General features: G+C 58.4%; 10 protein-coding genes. 5 read left to right on the top strand and 5 right to left on the bottom strand.

What is annotated here, in order from left to right; translation table 11 throughout:
- Nucleotides 1-30 precede the first annotated feature (30 nt).
- Nucleotides 31-5,286, bottom strand: coding sequence for a leucine-rich repeat domain-containing protein (locus C1X29_RS23125; protein WP_102718454.1), 5,256 nt, complete (start codon nucleotides 5,284-5,286; stop codon nucleotides 31-33).
- A gap of 177 nt (nucleotides 5,287-5,463) precedes the next feature.
- On the opposite strand from C1X29_RS23125, the gene C1X29_RS23120 reads away from it, so the two are divergent.
- A complete protein-coding gene (locus C1X29_RS23120; protein ID WP_007959515.1) occupies nucleotides 5,464-5,682 on the top strand; it encodes a DUF2970 domain-containing protein in 219 nt (72 codons plus the stop codon).
- Nucleotides 5,683-5,686: 4 nt separating this feature from the next.
- Here C1X29_RS23120 and C1X29_RS23115 read toward each other — a convergent pair whose 3' ends face one another.
- On the bottom strand, nucleotides 5,687-6,760 hold the full coding sequence (locus tag C1X29_RS23115) for an ABC transporter substrate-binding protein (protein WP_102687624.1): 1,074 nt from the start codon (nucleotides 6,758-6,760) through the stop codon (nucleotides 5,687-5,689).
- Between the two features lie 525 nt (nucleotides 6,761-7,285).
- On the opposite strand from C1X29_RS23115, the gene C1X29_RS23110 reads away from it, so the two are divergent.
- Nucleotides 7,286-8,944, top strand: coding sequence for a nitrite/sulfite reductase (locus C1X29_RS23110; protein ID WP_102718453.1), 1,659 nt, complete (start codon nucleotides 7,286-7,288; stop codon nucleotides 8,942-8,944).
- Nucleotides 8,928-9,422 (top strand): DUF934 domain-containing protein, encoded by a 495-nt coding sequence (locus tag C1X29_RS23105; RefSeq protein ID WP_007959510.1) that lies wholly within the window; start codon nucleotides 8,928-8,930, stop codon nucleotides 9,420-9,422. Before C1X29_RS23110 ends, C1X29_RS23105 begins: the two co-directional genes overlap by 17 nt.
- Nucleotides 9,423-9,469: 47 nt before the next feature.
- On the opposite strand, the gene C1X29_RS23100 is transcribed toward C1X29_RS23105, so the two are convergent.
- The gene (locus C1X29_RS23100; RefSeq protein WP_146023267.1) at nucleotides 9,470-14,458 is read right to left on the bottom strand and encodes an NEL-type E3 ubiquitin ligase domain-containing protein; all 4,989 of its coding nucleotides are present in this window, start codon (nucleotides 14,456-14,458) and stop codon (nucleotides 9,470-9,472) included.
- Between the two features lie 85 nt (nucleotides 14,459-14,543).
- On the bottom strand, nucleotides 14,544-15,566 hold the full coding sequence (sohB, locus tag C1X29_RS23095) for a protease SohB (RefSeq protein ID WP_102718451.1): 1,023 nt from the start codon (nucleotides 15,564-15,566) through the stop codon (nucleotides 14,544-14,546).
- A 207-nt stretch (nucleotides 15,567-15,773) separates the two neighbouring features.
- On the opposite strand from sohB, the gene C1X29_RS23090 reads away from it, so the two are divergent.
- Both C1X29_RS23090 and C1X29_RS23085 read left to right on the top strand, forming a co-directional pair.
- On the top strand, nucleotides 15,774-16,484 hold the full coding sequence (locus tag C1X29_RS23090) for a histidine phosphatase family protein (RefSeq protein WP_102687621.1): 711 nt from the start codon (nucleotides 15,774-15,776) through the stop codon (nucleotides 16,482-16,484).
- A 48-nt stretch (nucleotides 16,485-16,532) separates the two neighbouring features.
- Nucleotides 16,533-16,850 carry an SCP2 sterol-binding domain-containing protein gene (locus C1X29_RS23085; protein ID WP_007959502.1) on the top strand — a complete coding sequence of 106 codons (318 nt, stop codon included), beginning with the start codon at nucleotides 16,533-16,535 and terminating at the stop codon, nucleotides 16,848-16,850.
- 74 nt (nucleotides 16,851-16,924) lie between these two features.
- Here C1X29_RS23085 and C1X29_RS23080 read toward each other — a convergent pair whose 3' ends face one another.
- Nucleotides 16,925-17,524, bottom strand: a complete 600-nt coding sequence (locus tag C1X29_RS23080) for a hypothetical protein (RefSeq protein ID WP_102718450.1) — start codon at nucleotides 17,522-17,524, stop codon at nucleotides 16,925-16,927.
- Between the last annotated feature and the right edge of the window lies 1 nt (nucleotide 17,525).

The following is a 17,525-nucleotide window of genomic DNA, read 5'->3' as shown; positions in this document are numbered from 1 at the left end:
AGACAGGGGCTCGACTCCGTGACGCTCAGGTTACCTGACGTCCTCCTCTGGTTCGGACTCGCTGCCGGACCAGTCAACAAACTGATCGAATTCGGTATCGGTAAGCCAAAAATCGAGCGTCTCCCGCTTGATACCCAAAACCTGCTCACCACCCACTCTGTCGAGATGAGCCCTGAGTCGAATCAGACTGTCCGTCATCAAGGAACGCCAGTTGGGCGACATTCGCGTACCCGCCAGCAAAACGTCGTGGTTTCCGTCAAACGCCCTTGGCGGAATCTCTCTTATCGGGTTGTCTTCCAGGTTCAGCGAAAGCAGGCGCTCAGCCTGCAACACACCTTCCGGCCACTCGCGCAAGTCATTGCCATTCAAATGAAGGACTTCCAGTGTTGCGCTAACAGGCCCGTTGAACTGCCTCATATGATTGAAGCTCAACTCCAGCCAGCGCAACGCCGGTAATTGCTCGGCCGTGACTCCATTGAAAACCGTCAGACGGTTGTAGTTCAGCTTCAGCCATTTGAGCCGCGGCATGGGACCCAATGCGTCGACAACAGCCGGGAAATCGTTGAACCGGTTACCGATGAGCCCCAGTTCTTCCAGTCGCTCCATGCCAGCAATGACCGACGGCACTGCACTCAGCTCGTTGAGACCAAGATCCAGCCAGCGTATCCGGGAAAAAGCCTGAAGAAACTCTTGAACGTCTGCTCCGCTCAAACCGAGCCCCCTCAGGCTAAGCCCTTCCACGTGTGCAAACTCTGGAGACAGTCGAGGCAGTGTTCCCAATCTGGAGATATTGGCCAGATCCAGCGTTCGATCGCTACGCGCCGACGCCCCCAGCAGCCCCTTCCTCCAGCACTCCATGATTCTGAGCGAGGCCTCCCGGCGACCCTGTGACGTCGACCAGTGCCCTCCAAAAAGTGTGTTTCCTGATCGACGCGTAAAGATCCAGCCATTGAGCTGGCGTGTCATTGACTCCAATCTCTGATTCCAGTCTTCGATCCGCGCATTGACCTGTTCGACGCTTGCGTCCTGCAATAAACCCTCGGCCACTTCCTCGGCCTTTTCTTCGGTCAGGGATGGATGCACCCTGCGCAAACGCCGGGTAAACGCCGGAACATGATCCGTGAATGGTATTGGCGTGGGTATACGCATCAACCGGCCAGCCACCAGAGTGCCGTTCTCTAGCGGCCGACTGTCCTGCTCGGGCACATTTTCGAGCATGAATTGCGCCAGCGACCCCTGCGGCAGATCCAGCGCCAGTTCGCATCGCTGCTGCGCGACACGCAACTGCAAGCGTGCGTCATCGGTCAGTGGCGTCCCTGTCAGATTCATGTTCAGCACCCACTCATCGCGGGCCAGGGCCTGCCGTGGAATGTCGGAAATCAACGTATTACTCAGGTCCAGCCATCTCAGGTTGCGCAGATTGTCAGCGCCGAGCGGCCATTCCTGAAGACGCGTCCCCTTCAAATTGAGCAATTCGAGACGCCACATCCCGGTGACATCCAGGCGACTCACGGGATTGTCGGAAAGGTCCAGCTCAAGCAGCCGTGCAGAGCACTCCCGAGGGATCGGGTTGGTGACCAGGTGGTTGCCACTGAGGTCGAGGAATTCAAGTTCGGGAAAATTGCGCAGGAATCCGCGCATCTGTCCGAGGGTGGCGTGGGGCGCTTGAAGTCGCATCACCGTGACATGGGAGAAATCCGCCGAGAAACCAGGCAATGCTTCATCAGTGGCCAGATCCAGGTGGCGCAACGTCGGGTTTTCTTCGGCGAATGGCCTTTTTCGCCAGCACCTTTTGAGGCGGGTCGCGATCCGGTCTTTTTGCGCCCGGTTCGGTCCGGTATTGGCCCAATGGTCCAGGGTTTGTTCAAGCTCAAGCCATTGATGCCTCAGATCCTCCAGCAATTGAAGAATGTGCGCATCGCTTTTGCCTGTCCGAATCATCTTCAGGAGCACGCCGTTGGCCCTGGAAATGCTCAGATCCGGATAAAGGCTGAGCAATCTCACGACCAGCGAAGGATTCAGACCGGAGAGCCCGACCGCTCCTTCGCCGCTCGCGTAGTAGCCCACCAGATGCTCTCTGATCCGCTGCGGTGGCTTGAACTTGAGTGTCCTGCGGCCGTGCAGCGCTAGCATCGTGGCCGTATCGCCGGCATGCTCGGTAGCGTAAGCAGTGATGGCTCGCTGAAGATCACTCCCGCGGGCGGCTTCAGACAGGCCGAGGGCCTTTCGAAAGGGCTCGGGGAGCAGGCGCAAGACCGAGGCGTAAAAACCGTTTCCCGAGACCGGCAGCTCATTGAGCGCGACACCATGTTCATTGAATGCCTGATAGACCGGCCCCTTCTTGACCACGCTGCCTCGCACAGTCGCGCTTTCGTGACCGATGGAATCGATCTGTCTGCCATCGACGCGGCCCTCACGGATATCGAGCTGCATATCAGCGGACCAACCAGGCAACTTGCTCAAAGTGTGCAGGGCAAGACGACGTGTGTCAGCCGACATCATGTGCTCCATGTGCAGCCCGGCAAGCGCGCGAACCAGTCGACCGCGCCGCGCATACCATCGCGCCTCCTCAAGCATTGCTTCCGGCATGCGTCCGGTGCTGTACAAAATCGCCATGTCGTCAGCGTTGGCGTGGCGAAGAATCTCTTGCGCCGCGGCGTCGCTGAGTCCGGCGTAAGCGCGCTGCAACCTGTCAACCATGGGATCCGCGATGGCACTTTCCTGGAACAGGCTTTCGAACAGCGTCGGACGATTCGCCCGGGCGTAATCGGCCAGCAGATCCCGAAAAGCCTGAGGTCGCCATACCCGGTCACCCGCCTCCTTGTCACCGAATAACGCGGATATCTCGGACTCATCGAGGGCAGACAGGATTCTGGCGGGTAACTCACCATTGAGCACATGGCTGCGGCTCAGCCGGATCGGCGTTTTATTCGCCATCTCCGCCAATGGATGTTCCGAACCATAGCGGGTGGAAGGCCCGGTAAAGTCTGGGGTGTCATAGACCTTCAAAGTGCGCCTGACAGGCCAGCCCGGCAGTTCGATGATCAAGGGCAAGGCGTGTAAATAGCGATGATCGATGTCCAGATCGCCTGCCAATTGCTCGATGACTTGCACAACACCACGATCAGTATCGAACAGTCGCAAGGCATCCATGAGTTCCGGAGGCGGCGAAAGGTTATCCATGTGCATCTTGCGTAACGCGTTGTCGCTGACCCCGCTGATCTCACCGATCGTGAGAAGTTGTTCGTCTGTATACGCTTCAGTGATGTGTCCGATGCGCCGCAACAAGGTCTGCCGACTCCATTTCAGCGGGTTCTCGAGCGTATGGCGCCACGCTCCCGCCGCGTTGTGAGTCAGGACAGGCTGGTACGCATGCGGATTGTCGGGGTGCCTGATACACCAGCGCCCCAGCGCCCGGTCATACACCTGCTCATAGGTCTTGCCCTCGATCCGAATGAAGTGTCTGCCTTGTATCTCGTAACGCCCCAGCGCATCGGGCCGGACACCTGGATCGAAGCGGACCGTGCTTTCGTATCCCCCGAGATCGGACTTTCTCAATCGCGCATGGCCATCGGGACGCGTGACGGGATGCAGATCCTCGATAACCGGGGCCGCATCGACCAGCTTCAGTCGGGCCGCCCCCTTTGCCACGCCTCCCATCAAAGCGATCAACGCCAGATTGCTTGCAATATCCACCAGATGCGCGGTGGCAGCCTGTCGATCCCCTTCGCTCCACTCGATCACGCCCTCGATGGACTCTTCCAGAAGCTGGCAAGCCATGACCCCCATCATCACTTCGCCCAGCACGGGCACAAGCATCGAAACCGTGTTCAACACGAGCATGCCGCTGTTCAGCAATTTCGCGAACAGCGCCTTGCGAGCATTTGCATCGACATCCTCCACGGGCACGGCGTAACTGCGTGCATCTTCAAGCAGTTGCTCGCGATGACGTTCGAACAGGTAATCCCACAGGTCGATGTTGTCATCCCAGAAGCGCTGCCCCTTGAACGGCATGTTGACCGGGGCGAGAAACGGATCCTGGTTGGCAACCTGTCTGATCGCGGGCGCGGGTGGCACCAGATCGACAAGTGGGTTTGGTAAAGGGCTCAGCCCGTTGATCCAGTCATTGATCCGGGCAAGATAAGACGTGACCCTGCTGCTGAACGAGGCATCCGGTGCATTGTCAGTGAACTGACTGAAGTAGTACGCACGGTCGGCATAGGCTACGAATCTGCTGAAAAATCGTTGATATTGCGTCGGCGAGCCGTCATCGGACGACGCGCTTTTCCGGGCCGTGAATCGCCGTTTGAGGGAGGCTTCGAGTTGCCAGGTCTTGTATCGCTTCAGGGGGTGATGCGGATCATCGGGAATGTACAGAATCAGTTCTTCAGGGTCCTCGAACCTCTCACTGATTGCGAACCACAGACAACCGGTCAGGCGACGCCTCATCAGGCTCATTTCACAGAACCAGATACGCCGGCCGCCAAGCAGGGGCTGGCGCTCCCCATCGAGGATTTCCTGGATCGATGCATGATCCGCAGGCTCGATATCTCCTTGCAGCAGTGCCTGCTCGGCGGCCGCACGCAAGGCTGCTCTGCGCGCCGTTGTGAATAGTTCACGCAGGGTTTGATGGGCTGGCTGATTTTCGGAATACAGATAATGCTTGAGGTATCGCTGGTACTGGCCGCCAATGTCCAGCGCGCGGCAGGCGACCATGAATTGCCGGACGGACATCGAAGTGCGCACAGCCTTGAAAGTCCCCGCCGGCAATCGGGCGAGAAATCCCGACCGCTTGTGAAACGCACCGCTCTCACATTCGGCCGCTTCGAAATTGTGCAGCGCGGCTTCCAGCAATGACATTTTCGACACCTCGAAGGTGCCGATCTCCGTGGACCATATTCCTGCATTGATCGGTTGAATCAGCTGCAAAAACGTGTCTTCGACATCCAGTTCGACATTGAAACGATCCTTGAGCATCGCGCACAGCAGGGTTTTGCCAAACGCATGGATGCCCTGCATGTCGGCCAACGCGTGGTCCAATCGTGTCTGGGCGCGAAAGCTCGCCGTAAAACTCTCGTTCAGAACATTGCGTTGTCCAGACGAGGCCTTCCGATACCAGTCCGGCAAAATGGCATTGGCGTTTCTCAACGACGCACGACGATGGGAAGCAGCCTCCGTCAGCCAGTCGGGAATGGATTGTTCGAGCATTGCTGCGTGAATGCTTTGGGTGACGTGCTGGCGTGAAGGCTTGACGCTGCTCGAATCCGGCTGAAAGGTTTCAGACATGCTCTCGTTCCTTGGAATGAAAGCATCAGAACACCATGCCAGGCGAACCGGACTGCGTTAGATAGTTATCGCGACGGGCGACGATTTGTTGCCATGGATTTCTTCTGGCGTGACCGGCTCCGCACGATTCGCAGGATTAGCTAAGCTCAAGAGGTACACTTTTCAGACGAGGGATTTATGGACGATCCAGTCGACAACAAGCCACCGACCTTCTGGCAGATGCTGCACAGCGTCATGGCGGCGGCGTTCGGGGTGCAGAGCGGCAAGAACCGGGCAAGGGACTTCACCCACGGCAAGCCCAGCCATTTCATCTTTCTGGGCATCGCGTTCACGGCGGTGTTCGCCCTGACGCTGTTCGGCATTGTGCAACTGGTGGTGCATCTGGCGGGCGTCTGACGGCTTAATGCATCAGGGTCTGCAGATTGAACGGGTAGCGATACGACACCGGACGGCCCTTCGCCGAGAGCTTGCGAAAGTGCACGCCGTAGTCCGGCGAGGCGCCCATGGCAAGGATTCGCCGGGCATGATCCCTGTCGATCAGTTGCAGCAACGGAATCTGCCGGTCACGGCCGCCATACTGATTCAGATCGACGCCTTGCGCATGATCATGCAGCTCGACCAATGCCCAGCCACCCAAAGTGAAATGGCCGCCGAGCAATGCGCTCAGGCGCCCGTCGACCACCGCCTGCAACGCTTCGGGCGAAGTGTTGACCGCACTGAACAGCACGTCCTTGCCCGGCACCTTGCCGGCCTCGGACGCGGCACGCATCGCGCCGAAGGCCATTTCATCATTGGCTGCCCATACCAATGAAACGTCGGGATAGCGGACCAGCAACTGCTTCGCCTGCTCGTAAGCCCGTTGCTGGGTCCAGCCGCCATAGACCAATTGCCGCAAACGCACCTGCGGATTCTCCGCCAGCGCTCGCTGCATGCCCTTTTCGCGCAATTGCGCCGATGGCGTGATCTTGAGGCCGGAAAACGCCAGCAGATCGATGCTTTCACCGGGCGCCACGGGCGGATGCAGGCGAATCAGCTCCTTCATCATCAGGTAGCCGCCCTCCTCGTCGTTGGGCACCAGGCTGCCTATCCGATCCGCGGCCTCTGTCACCAGCGCCTGCTGGTTGGGCGTCAGACCCGAGTTGACAATAAAAAGCTTCACCCCGCTGCCATTGGCCATCCGCAGAATCTGCGGTGCCACGTACTGTTCGTTGACGAAAACCAGATAATCCGGGCGCTCAGGCCCCTGCAGGGCCAGTCGCGCCTGCGCCAGGGTCAATTCCGGCTGGCGCTGGGCGTAGAGAATGCGCAGGTCGATGCCCAGGTCCCGGGCGGCAGCCTGCATGAATTGCGAGTAGCTGACCCAGAACGCTTCCTGCGTCGAGCCGGGATTCAGGAACAGCACCGACTCTGCACGCGCGCAGGTACCGAAAACCGCGCCGAACAGCAGCAGGCTGAGTTGGAAAAGCTTGAACATGAATCATCCGGGCCCAAGGAAAAATGGCCGCGCATTATAGCCATTGATCACCTGGCCTTTGGCGCTTGATCCCGCCTTTTGTCCGACAATCGTCGCAAGCGGGGCCCGGACGAGTCGTTTTACTGATGGCTGACCCAAAACACCGCCGTTCCAACGACCAGAATGATCAGGAACAGAATGGCCCATGCATCGACACTGCTATCGCTTTTCCTTGCCTTGGTTGGGTTGCTCATTGCATCGCCTCTTGTCGGTTTTATCGGTGATTGCAGAAAGACTCGACCACAGTTAAGACGATGATTGTCCGCACGACAAATGTGGGTTAGGTGAAAGGAATTCTCGTTAGGCGTTTTGGTTCTTTCCATATACTCAAACATCACTTTTGCGCATAACTGCAAACGGGTATATTGCCCCGGCTCCGTCAGGGAGTGCGCGGCCGTGCGCGCAGAATTGCAGAGGAACCATCGGACTCCAGCAAGCCAAAACGCAGCGTTTTCCGAGTGGCCAAAGCCTGAGAACAGGACTTATATGTACGTATACGACGAGTACGATCAGCGGATCATCGAGGACCGCGTCAAGCAGTTCCGTGATCAGACCCGACGCTATCTGGCAGGTGAGCTGAGCGAAGAAGAATTCCGCCCCCTGCGCCTGCAAAATGGCCTGTACATCCAGCGTTTCGCGCCGATGTTGCGCGTGGCGGTGCCTTACGGCCAGCTGACTTCGCGTCAGACGCGCATGATGGCAAAAATCGCCCGCGACTATGACAAGGGCTACGCCCACATCAGCACGCGGCAGAACGTGCAGTTCAACTGGCCGGCGGTCGAAGACATCCCGGACATCCTCGCGGAACTGGCCACCGTGCAGATGCACGCCATCCAGACCAGCGGCAACTGCCTGCGCAACGTCACTACTGACCAGTTCGCCGGTGTTGCAGCCGACGAGTTGATCGACCCGCGTCCGTGGTGCGAAATCGTTCGTCAGTGGACGACCTTCCACCCGGAATTCGCTTACTTGCCGCGTAAGTTCAAGATCGCCGTCAACGGTTCGACCTCCGACCGTGCGGCCATCGAAGTTCACGACATCGGCCTTGAGCCGGTCCATAACGCTGCTGGCGAACTCGGTTTCCGCGTGCTGGTCGGCGGTGGTCTGGGTCGTACCCCGGTGGTCGGCGCATTCATCAACGAATTCCTGCCATGGCAGGATCTGTTGAGCTACCTCGACGCGATCCTGCGGGTCTACAACCGCTACGGCCGTCGTGACAACAAATACAAGGCGCGGATCAAGATCCTCGTCAAAGCGCTGACTCCAGAAGTCTTCGCCCAGAAAGTCGATGCCGAGATGGAACACCTGCGCGGCGGCCAGACCACACTGACCGAAGCCGAAGTCCATCGCGTCGCCAAACACTTCGTCGACCCGGACTACAAGGCGCTGAGCAATCAAGACGCCGAACTGGCCGCCCTCGACAAAGAACATCCGGGCTTCGCCCGCTGGCGCACCCGCAACACCCTGGCGCACAAGAAGCCGGGTTATGTGGCCGTGACCCTGTCCCTGAAGCCGACCGGCGTTGCACCGGGCGACATCACCGACAAGCAGCTCGACGCCGTCGCCGATCTGGCCGAGCGCTACAGCTTCGGCCAACTGCGCACCTCCCACGAGCAGAACATCATTCTGGCCGACGTCGAGCAGAGCCAGCTGTTCACCCTGTGGGGCGAACTGCGTGAGGGTGGTTTCGCCACGCCGAACATCGGCCTGCTGACCGACATCATCTGCTGCCCTGGCGGTGATTTCTGCTCCCTGGCCAACGCCAAGTCGATCCCGATCGCCGAATCGATCCAGCGCCGTTTCGACGACCTGGACTACCTGTTCGACATCGGTGAACTGGACCTGAACATCTCCGGTTGCATGAACGCCTGCGGTCACCACCACGTCGGCCACATCGGCATTCTGGGCGTGGACAAGAAAGGTGAAGAGTTCTACCAGGTCTCGCTCGGTGGCAGCGCCAGCCGTGACGCCAGCCTGGGCAAGATCCTCGGCCCGTCTTTCGCCCAGGAAGACATGCCGGACGTGATCTCCAAACTGATCGACGTGTACGTGGAACAGCGAACCGAAGACGAGCGTTTCATCGACACCTACCAGCGTATTGGCATCGACCTCTTCAAGGAACGCGTCTATGCAGCGAATCATTAAGAACAACGAGGTCGTCGACGAAACCTGGCACCTGCTGCCCAAGGATTTCAACATCGACGAAATCAGCAACTGCGACGACCTGATCGTCCCGCTGCAGCTGTGGCGTGAACACGCCCGCATGCTCAAGGCCCGCGATGGCGGTCTGGGTGTGTGGCTGGACGCCGACGAAGAAGCCGAAGAAATCGGTGACGACGTGAACGAGTTCCAGGTGATTGCCCTGAACTTCCCGGCGTTCACCGATGGCCGCAATTACTCCAACGCCCGCCTGCTGCGTGACCGCTACGGTTTCAAAGGTGAACTGCGGGCGATTGGCGACGTGCTGCGCGACCAGCTGTTCTACATGCGCCGTTGCGGTTTCGATGCCTTCGCCCTGCGCGCGGACAAAGACCCGTACGACGCCCTTGAAAGCCTCAAGGACTTCTCGGTGACCTATCAGGCCGCCACTGACGAACCGCTGCCGCTGTTCCGTCGCCGCTGATCGTACGTCTACCTCGAGCCCGCATCGGCGGGCTCGAGCTCGCCGCTTTATCCCTCTCTCGTTACCAGTCTGCCGGGCCCCGGCGTGACCGGCAAGGTCAAACCCGGATGCCTCGCCAGCGCCGCATTGGTCAGCTGTTTGCGCAGTTCCAGGCTTTCATTCCTGAAGTTGTCGAAGATCGTCGTCATTTGCTGACTGGCTGCTTCACGGGACAGCCCGACCTGCGCTTCCAGGCGCGCGAACGCGTGAGCACTGCGATCCAGAACGCTGGTAAACGCATCCTGGCGTGTCGCCAGCAAATACTCGGCCCAGAACTCCTGCCTGCTGACTGACTCCGAGAGTTGCGCCGTCTGCTCGGCCCTGACGACCTCCAGATAGGCGTGATCGATCTGCGCGTCCGTCACCTCGGCATCCAGTGGCACATTCAGCTCTGTGGGTTGTGCCGGCAACGCCAGGCGCTGCGCCAGTCGCACCCGATAAATCAGGCTGATATCCAGTGCCTGGCGTTGAGTGAAATTTCCTGCGCGGGATCGGCGCGCGATATCGAGCAACGCCTGTTTTTCTACCTGCTGCAACCGAAACAGCCCGCGCAACAGACGAACCAGATCGCCTTCGAGTGTCTGGGTACCGGTGCGGGCCGCCGCCGCTGCCCGATAACACAGAACCCTGACCTCCAGATCGCTGAACAGTCCCGCAACATTGGGCGCACTGACCCAGCCTGTGCGGGCCATGCGAAACAGCGCGCGACGCAACGAATCATCCTCACAGGCCGCTTCCAGCACATTCCATACCCGCTGCCCGAGCTGTTCGCGGGTTCTGGAGTAATCGGCCGTTTCACGCAGTTGCATGAGCACTTCAAAAAAATCCCGGGAATCCGGGTCAGCCGACAGTGACGACAACACTTGCTTGGCCCGACCGATCTCCACCGTCGGCAAGCCGTTTACCCATCCCGCCCCTTCCCGGTCACCGGCCAGTCGTGCGGTGCTGGTGTACTCGGTGGTGATGACGCCCAGACTTATGCCTTGCGACTGTTGGTACGCAGCGATGGCTTGCAGGCTCTCGGTCGACAGCGGATTGCCATCAATCGTAGTGCCGCGATTCAGTACAGCGCGGGAGGTGAAGACGGACGTCGGGATCTCGACAATCCTGTTGTTGCGCAGATCCAGAGATTCCAGATGCGCAAGCGCATCGGTATTTCCGGGCCATTCGGTGATGCCGGTGTTTCGCAGGCTCAAGTGGCGCAATTTACGCATTGCACTGACGTCCGGAGTACGCCCCAGGAGGGGGTTGAAGCCCAAATCCAGTGTGCGCAGGTGATGCTTGCCGGCCAGCTCTACAATCGTCTGCTGAGTAAGCCGGATACGGTTGTTGCTCAGATCCAGACCTGTCAGCCCCGGCATGTCCCCGATCGCGACAGGGATGCGTGTCAGTCCGTTACCTGACAGGTTCAGCACCCTGAGTCCGGGAAAATTGCGCAGAAACGTATTCAGACCTGCACTGGCGCCCACGCCGCTCATTTCCAGCGCGGTGATGTGGGAAAAATCGCCGATAAGAACCGGCATCTGCCCTAACGGCACCGCATCGAGCGTCAGGCTGTAGGTCGGATGCCCCGAGTGCGCCGTGTGACGGGTTTCCTTGCGCCACGCGCGCAAAATGGCTTGCATTGCCCGCGCCTTGCTATGGGCGGGGACCTTGAGCCTCGGACCTTCCTCACCCTGATAATACGTATCGCGGTGGGTCCAGCGCTCCAGGGTTTCCACCATCGTCCTGTATTGCTCGCGCAACCGTTCAAGCGACCTGATGGCCAATACTTCGTCGGCGCCCAGAGAGGTCACAAAACGTTTGATCTGTGCGGTTGATTGAGTCGGATACAACTCCTGCGCCCGACGCACGAGCGCGGGCGAAACGCCCTGAGAAGGGCTTGAAGGTGCCGATTGCTCGACGGTGACCTGTTCGATCCGCTGATCTGCCAGCCCCATCGGGGAGCGGTAACTCGAGCGTGCCGGTGCAATTTCCAGCACCTTGGCGAAGGCTTCGCGCCGCTGCAGCGCCAATGCGGTGATTTTCTCCCGCAAGCCCGTGCCGTCGACGTCCGTTTCAACGCCGATGGCCTTGCGACTGTGGGCCGGAAGGCTTTCCCACAGCGCCTGGAAAAAATTCGCACGGGTGCGTGACGGGTGACTGGAGACGCTATTGCTGCGCGCATCCTGGACCTGATAGCGCTCGGCATAGGCTTCGACAAGCACTTTGTGTGGGGTATCGCTCGGGCCAACGACGGCCCGCTGATCGGCATACACACCCCAGTCCAGAATTTCGACAAATACATCGCCCGGCCAGCCCGGCAAATGGCTCAAGGTGTCGAGTACCAGCATGTCGGCATCGCGCCCACTGGCGGCGTCCAGATATAACCCCTCGTACGCGCGATTCAATCGCTGGACCTGCTGATAGCGCCTGGCTTCCTCGGCCAGACGTAACGGTACGGTGCCGGATTCAAGCTGCGCCCACTCACGCGCATCGGCATGTTGCACCAGTTCGTCGGCGACACTGGCTGAAAGCCCCGGGAATGCCTTGATGATCGGCTCGCCTCTGGAAAGCTCACAGACGTCGGTTCGCCGGAACAACCGGTCCATCATCGCCATGCGCATCCGCGGCGCCAGCCCGGCAATATGTTTGCCCAATAACGCGATCTGGTTTTTCGACTCCACAGTGGCCGAGCCCAGCAAGTGTGAACGCTCACTGTCGCTGAGTGCTGCCAGAACAGGGGTGTAAAACTGGCCGTTGCGCAGCGCGTCCTCTGTGAGGTTGACCTGGCGGACAGCCTCGTCTGCGCCATAGCGTGTCACTTCATTACCAAAGATGTCTTTCACAATGACTGCCATGTCCTGTGGCCAGCGACCTGCTCCTGTCAGCAAATACAGTTGCAGATCGGCATCCGCCAGCGGCGCAGATGCGGGCGTATCAATTTGCGTCATGAACTGGCTGACGTCGGAGTCGGCACGAAAGCGTCTCACCGAGTCCGTGAGCATCGCCATAGGCTTGCCGCGTTCAACGAACAGTTTGCGCATGGCTGCCTGGCCGATCCCGCTTACTGCAATGGCTTGCAAGGCACGGGGGTCTGAAATCTTTTCTTCACGAAAACCCAGGCGACGGAACAGGGTCAACAAACTCCACTCGTGAGGCAGTTCGGAGTCATGACGCCAGGCGCCAGCTCCATTGGTCTCAAGCAATGGTGAATAACGCCCGGGCAAGTGCGGATCATGGACCTCCCACAAACCGGTGCCGGTAACCGGACGCACCGCGTACGCATTGGCACCCAGCGGCAAATAGCGGTTGTCTGCGCGCCATACCAGCCCTTGCGCATCCGCAGCAAAACTGCGCGGCAAAGACTCGCGCTGGCGGTAAGCCGTCATGTCCGGATTCCACAGGCGATAAGACATTGGCCCAACTGGTACCCGCCGTAGTCCCTGCATGAAACTTGACGAGCGCACGACGGTGTAAGCCTTACCCACCGCGACACCGCCGGCAGCGAAACCCGCCATGAGGATCAGATTCTCAAGCGTGTCGAACAGGCAATCGGTGGCATGTTCCTGATCACCGTGGGCCCAACTGTCGATGCCCTCGTAGATCTGACCGAGCAACTGTATTCCGGCGACGGCACAAATGACCTCGCCGAGAACCGGCACGAAGGACACAAAGAACAACAGCGTATTCAGCCCGATGGCTTTATAGGACTCTTGCCTGGCAAGGCGGGTTTTCTCATCTTCATCATCCGTCGGCACTACCAGCAGGCGAGTATCGGCCCGAACCTGCGCCGCGCGGTGCTGGAAGATCGCGAGAAACAGGTTGTGTCTTGCGTCACCCTGGAGATCGAGCCCTGTCAGCGGAAGGAAGGTCGTGGAAACGGGAAACTGGTTCGGTCGCGCTTTCAACAAACGTACATCGAGTCCGTTAAGGAAAACCGAGCGATCCTTCATCGGGATGAAGCGCGTGAAAAAACTGCGAAACTGCGAGCCGCGTAAACGCCCGCTCAACTCGACCTCGAACTTCTGGAAACTGGGATACTCTTTGAGAGGATGATCGGGATCACCAGGCATATAGATCACACAACGGTAATCGCCATCCGCATGTTCGCTGACCGGGCCGATGAACATCGGCCCTCTGAGCTGCACCTCAAGCATTTCAAGGCTTTGATAACCCAGGGTGTTGTTGCCCAGTGTGATTGAAGAATCCGAGTTCTTGACCGACTCAAGCATGCGGTACACATCCAGACTGATATGGCCACGCATGTAAGCGATGTGCCGCTCGACATCAAACTGGTCTCTGGAAAAGGCAACGGATGATTCCTGCAGATTGGCGAGTTGACTGTCGCTGCCGAAGAATCCTTCCACATGCTTTTTATATTGTTTACCGAGATCCAGATAACGACAAAGCCTGGCAAACTCGTGAGGTTGTATCGACAATACCTTATTGTTGCGGCCGGTTATCCGCTGCGGGATATACAGCAATGAACTCTCGTGATAGGTGCTGGCCAGAGTTTCCGACAATTCGAAATTTTCACAGGCAGCGGTCAGCAAATCACGATTGATCGGCAGCACCAGTTTCCTGCGCAATCCCAACAGGCTGGACTTTGAGCGTACATGTTGAAAAATCGCCCCTTCGACCTCGAAAGGTTCGCCAAGCTTCTCAGCCATGGCTTTGGCCAGCAGTGGCGTACAAAAACTCTGCGGGGATTTCAGTGCGCGCAATTGCTCAAGTGCGGCATGACGGGATTTGAAACTGGCCTTGAAACTTTCATAGAGATCGTTTCGAACAGTTTCTGAAGATTTAAGCAACCAGTCAGGAATCTGTTTTTCATACAATTCAAAAAAGACACCCTGTTGAGCGGGCGTCATGACTGGCAAGATCAATTTACTCTTTTCAACATCCATGTTTAGCAACTTTATTTCTGAAAGGGGCATCCAGAATAAAGTTTCAGACTCTTTCAATACAGCGTGATTAGTTGATGAATCAACCTGTAAAACAACAACAATACGCAACTATAAAATATCTATGTACCGCACTTTCTTCCGCTGAAAATGCAGCACGCCCGCGAGCTTTATTGCTCACGAGCGTGTGAGGTGTTTACCAGAAGCGTTGCTGAGTCAGCCGGCTCCACCAGTTCAGCAACACGCGATCCGCCGAACCGCTGGCCGCCATGCCGATGCGCTCCTGCAGGCTCTTACGCTCGGCGTAGTGCAGGTGATAGACCTCGGACTGTTTGGCACGCTCGGCCAGGTATTCGTCGCTGGTCTTGAGTTCGTCGACCAGTTTATTTTCCAGTGCCGCGATGCCCAGCCAGACTTCGCCGGTGGCGACCTCGTCGATCGCCAGTTGCGGGCGATAACGGGCGACGAAGTTCTTGAACAGCTGGTGGGTGATGTCCAGGTCTTCCTGGAATTTCTCCCGGCCCTTCTCGGTGTTTTCGCCGAATACGGTCAAGGTGCGTTTGTATTCACCGGCGGTCAGCACTTCGAAATCGATGTCATGCTTTTTCAGCAGGCGGTTGACGTTGGGCAACTGAGCCACCACGCCAATGGAACCGAGAATGGCAAACGGTGCACTGATGATCTTCTCGCCAATGCACGCCATCATGTAGCCGCCGCTGGCCGCGACCTTGTCGATGCACACGGTCAACGGCACGCCGGCTTCACGGACGCGCGCCAGTTGCGACGAGGCCAGACCGTAGCTGTGGACCATGCCGCCGCCGCTTTCCAGACGCAGGACCACTTCGTCCTTCGGCGTGGCCAGGGTCAGCAGCGCGGTGATCTCGTGGCGCAGGCTTTCGGTGGCCGAAGCCTTGATGTCGCCGTCGAAGTCCAGCACGAACACACGCGGTTTGGCGTCTGGTTTCTTCTTCTGTTTCTTCTCGGATTTGGCCTGGCCCTTGCGCAAGGCCTTGAGCTGATCCTTGTCGAGCAGGGTCTGCTCCAGCCGCTCACGCAGGCCCTTATAGAAATCGTTGAGCTTGCTGACCTGCAGCTGGCCCGCGGATTTGCGCCGGCCCTTGCTGCGCAACGCAGCAAAACTCGCCAGCACCACCAGAATGGCGATGACCAGCGTCACGGTCTTGGCCAGGAAACTGGCGTATTCAGTGAAAAACTCCACAGTGACTCCTTCAAACGATGCGCGGTCATGAAACACACGCGGGAATTGGCTCCAGCATACCCATGCACCAGCCGGTCGGCCAGCCGTGAAACCTCTGGCAACAAGGCTGGAACGGGCATTTCAAACAAGCGTATGTTTTTTCATTGACAGCTCACCGTCATCCCCATAACCTCGCCACAACCTTCAACGTACCGGGATGACGCGGACGTGGGCAGCATCTACTTGATTCGACATGGCCAGGCCTCCTTCGGTGCAGACGACTATGACGTCCTGTCGCCGACCGGTGTACGCCAGGCAGAAATCCTCGGCCGCCATCTCGCCGAACTCGGAATCAGCTTCGACCGCTGCCTGTCGGGCGACCTGCGCCGCCAGCAACACACGGCCAACAGCGCGCTGGAACAGTTCGCCGCCGCCGGCCTGCCGGTTCCGGCACTGGAAATCGATTCGGCCTTCAACGAATTCGACGCCGACGCCGTGATCCGCGCCCTGCTCCCGGCCATGCTGCCGGAAGAGCCCGAAGCACTGGAAATCCTGCGCAACGCCGCGCAAAACCGTGGCGAATTCCAGCGCATCTTTGCCCTGATCATCGAGCGCTGGCTCGCCGGCACCTACGACACACCGGGCCTGGAAAGCTGGGTGGGTTTCGTCGAACGGGTACAGGCCGGACTGCAGCGGATTCTCGAACAGGCTGACAACACCCAGAAAATCGCGGTGTTCACCTCCGGTGGCACCATCACCGCCCTGCTCCACCTCATTACTCAAATGCCTGCCCGGCAGGCCTTTGAACTGAACTGGCAAATCGTCAACACCTCGCTCAACCAGCTGAAGTTCCGCGGTCGCGAGGTGGCTCTGGCTTCCTTCAACAGTCATGCACATTTGCAACTGCTGAAGGCCCCGGAACTCATCACGTTTCGCTGAGTCCGGATTACTGTGACCCTGCTGCAATCAACCAAAAAGGATCGAACCATGACCTCCGTAGCTGATGCCGTAAAAGCAATGCAAGCCAAGTTCAACCCAGCCGCCGCTGCCGGTCTGGATCTGGTCTTCGGTTTCAACATCACTGACGAAGACAAGCAATACGCCCTGATCGTCAAAGACGGCACCTGCGACATCCAGGAAGGCGAAAACCCGGACGCCAACTGCACGCTGGTGCTGGACAGCGAAACCCTGAAAGGTATCGTCAGCGGCGAAACCGACGGCATGCAGGCTTTCATGGGCGGCAAGCTGCGCGTTGAAGGCGACATGATGCTGTCGATGAAGCTGTCCGAGCTGTTCCCGGCATAAACGCCCGGAAGCAATTCACGAATCCCGCCTCTGGCGGGATTCGTGCTTCCAGAGACCGATGATTTCTCTAACCATCAACGTGTTGAACCCGGCGCTCTTTCCAGCTCTCGCTGAATATCTCGAAACGCAATGGCCGCTTCACTTCCTTCAGCCAGATGCTCAGCCATCGACCCAGTCAGCATCTTTTTGTCGTTGACATCCCAGTCAATCGTGATGACAAACGTGTCGCCCCCCACAGTCACGAACAACCAATAAGAGTCCACAGGTCTGTCCGGTTCGGAGAACGCGCTGTAGGCATATCGGATCTGGCGACGAAGATCAGGTGTATCGAGAACCAGCCCCTCTGTATCCACCTTCGGATAACGCTCCTCCATCGCAACCAGCACTTTGGTCAGAAACTCGTCATTCGAAATGCCCCTCAACGGATCAGGACTGGTGCGCAGCATGGTGACAGGACTCTGTACGGAAGGCGTCCCCATCAAACGCGGTCGATACATTCCCGAGCTGAACCATCGTGTCGCGTCAAAGCGCGTTTCTTCAGGGCTCCAGTCGCCGTAATACATCATTACCCTGGCGGACATTTGATCTTCCTTGCTGTAATAAAAAAAAACCGTAGTGATGAACACCGCCAGCAAGATGAGCAGGAGGCTGTTCTTTCTCGATAGACGCAGCATG

This window comes from Pseudomonas sp. GW456-12-10-14-LB2 (assembly GCF_002884345.1).
Lineage (GTDB): Bacteria > Pseudomonadota > Gammaproteobacteria > Pseudomonadales > Pseudomonadaceae > Aquipseudomonas > Aquipseudomonas paraglycinae.
Note: the sequence above shows the minus strand (reverse complement) of the source record. Positions and strands in the feature narration are given on the sequence as shown.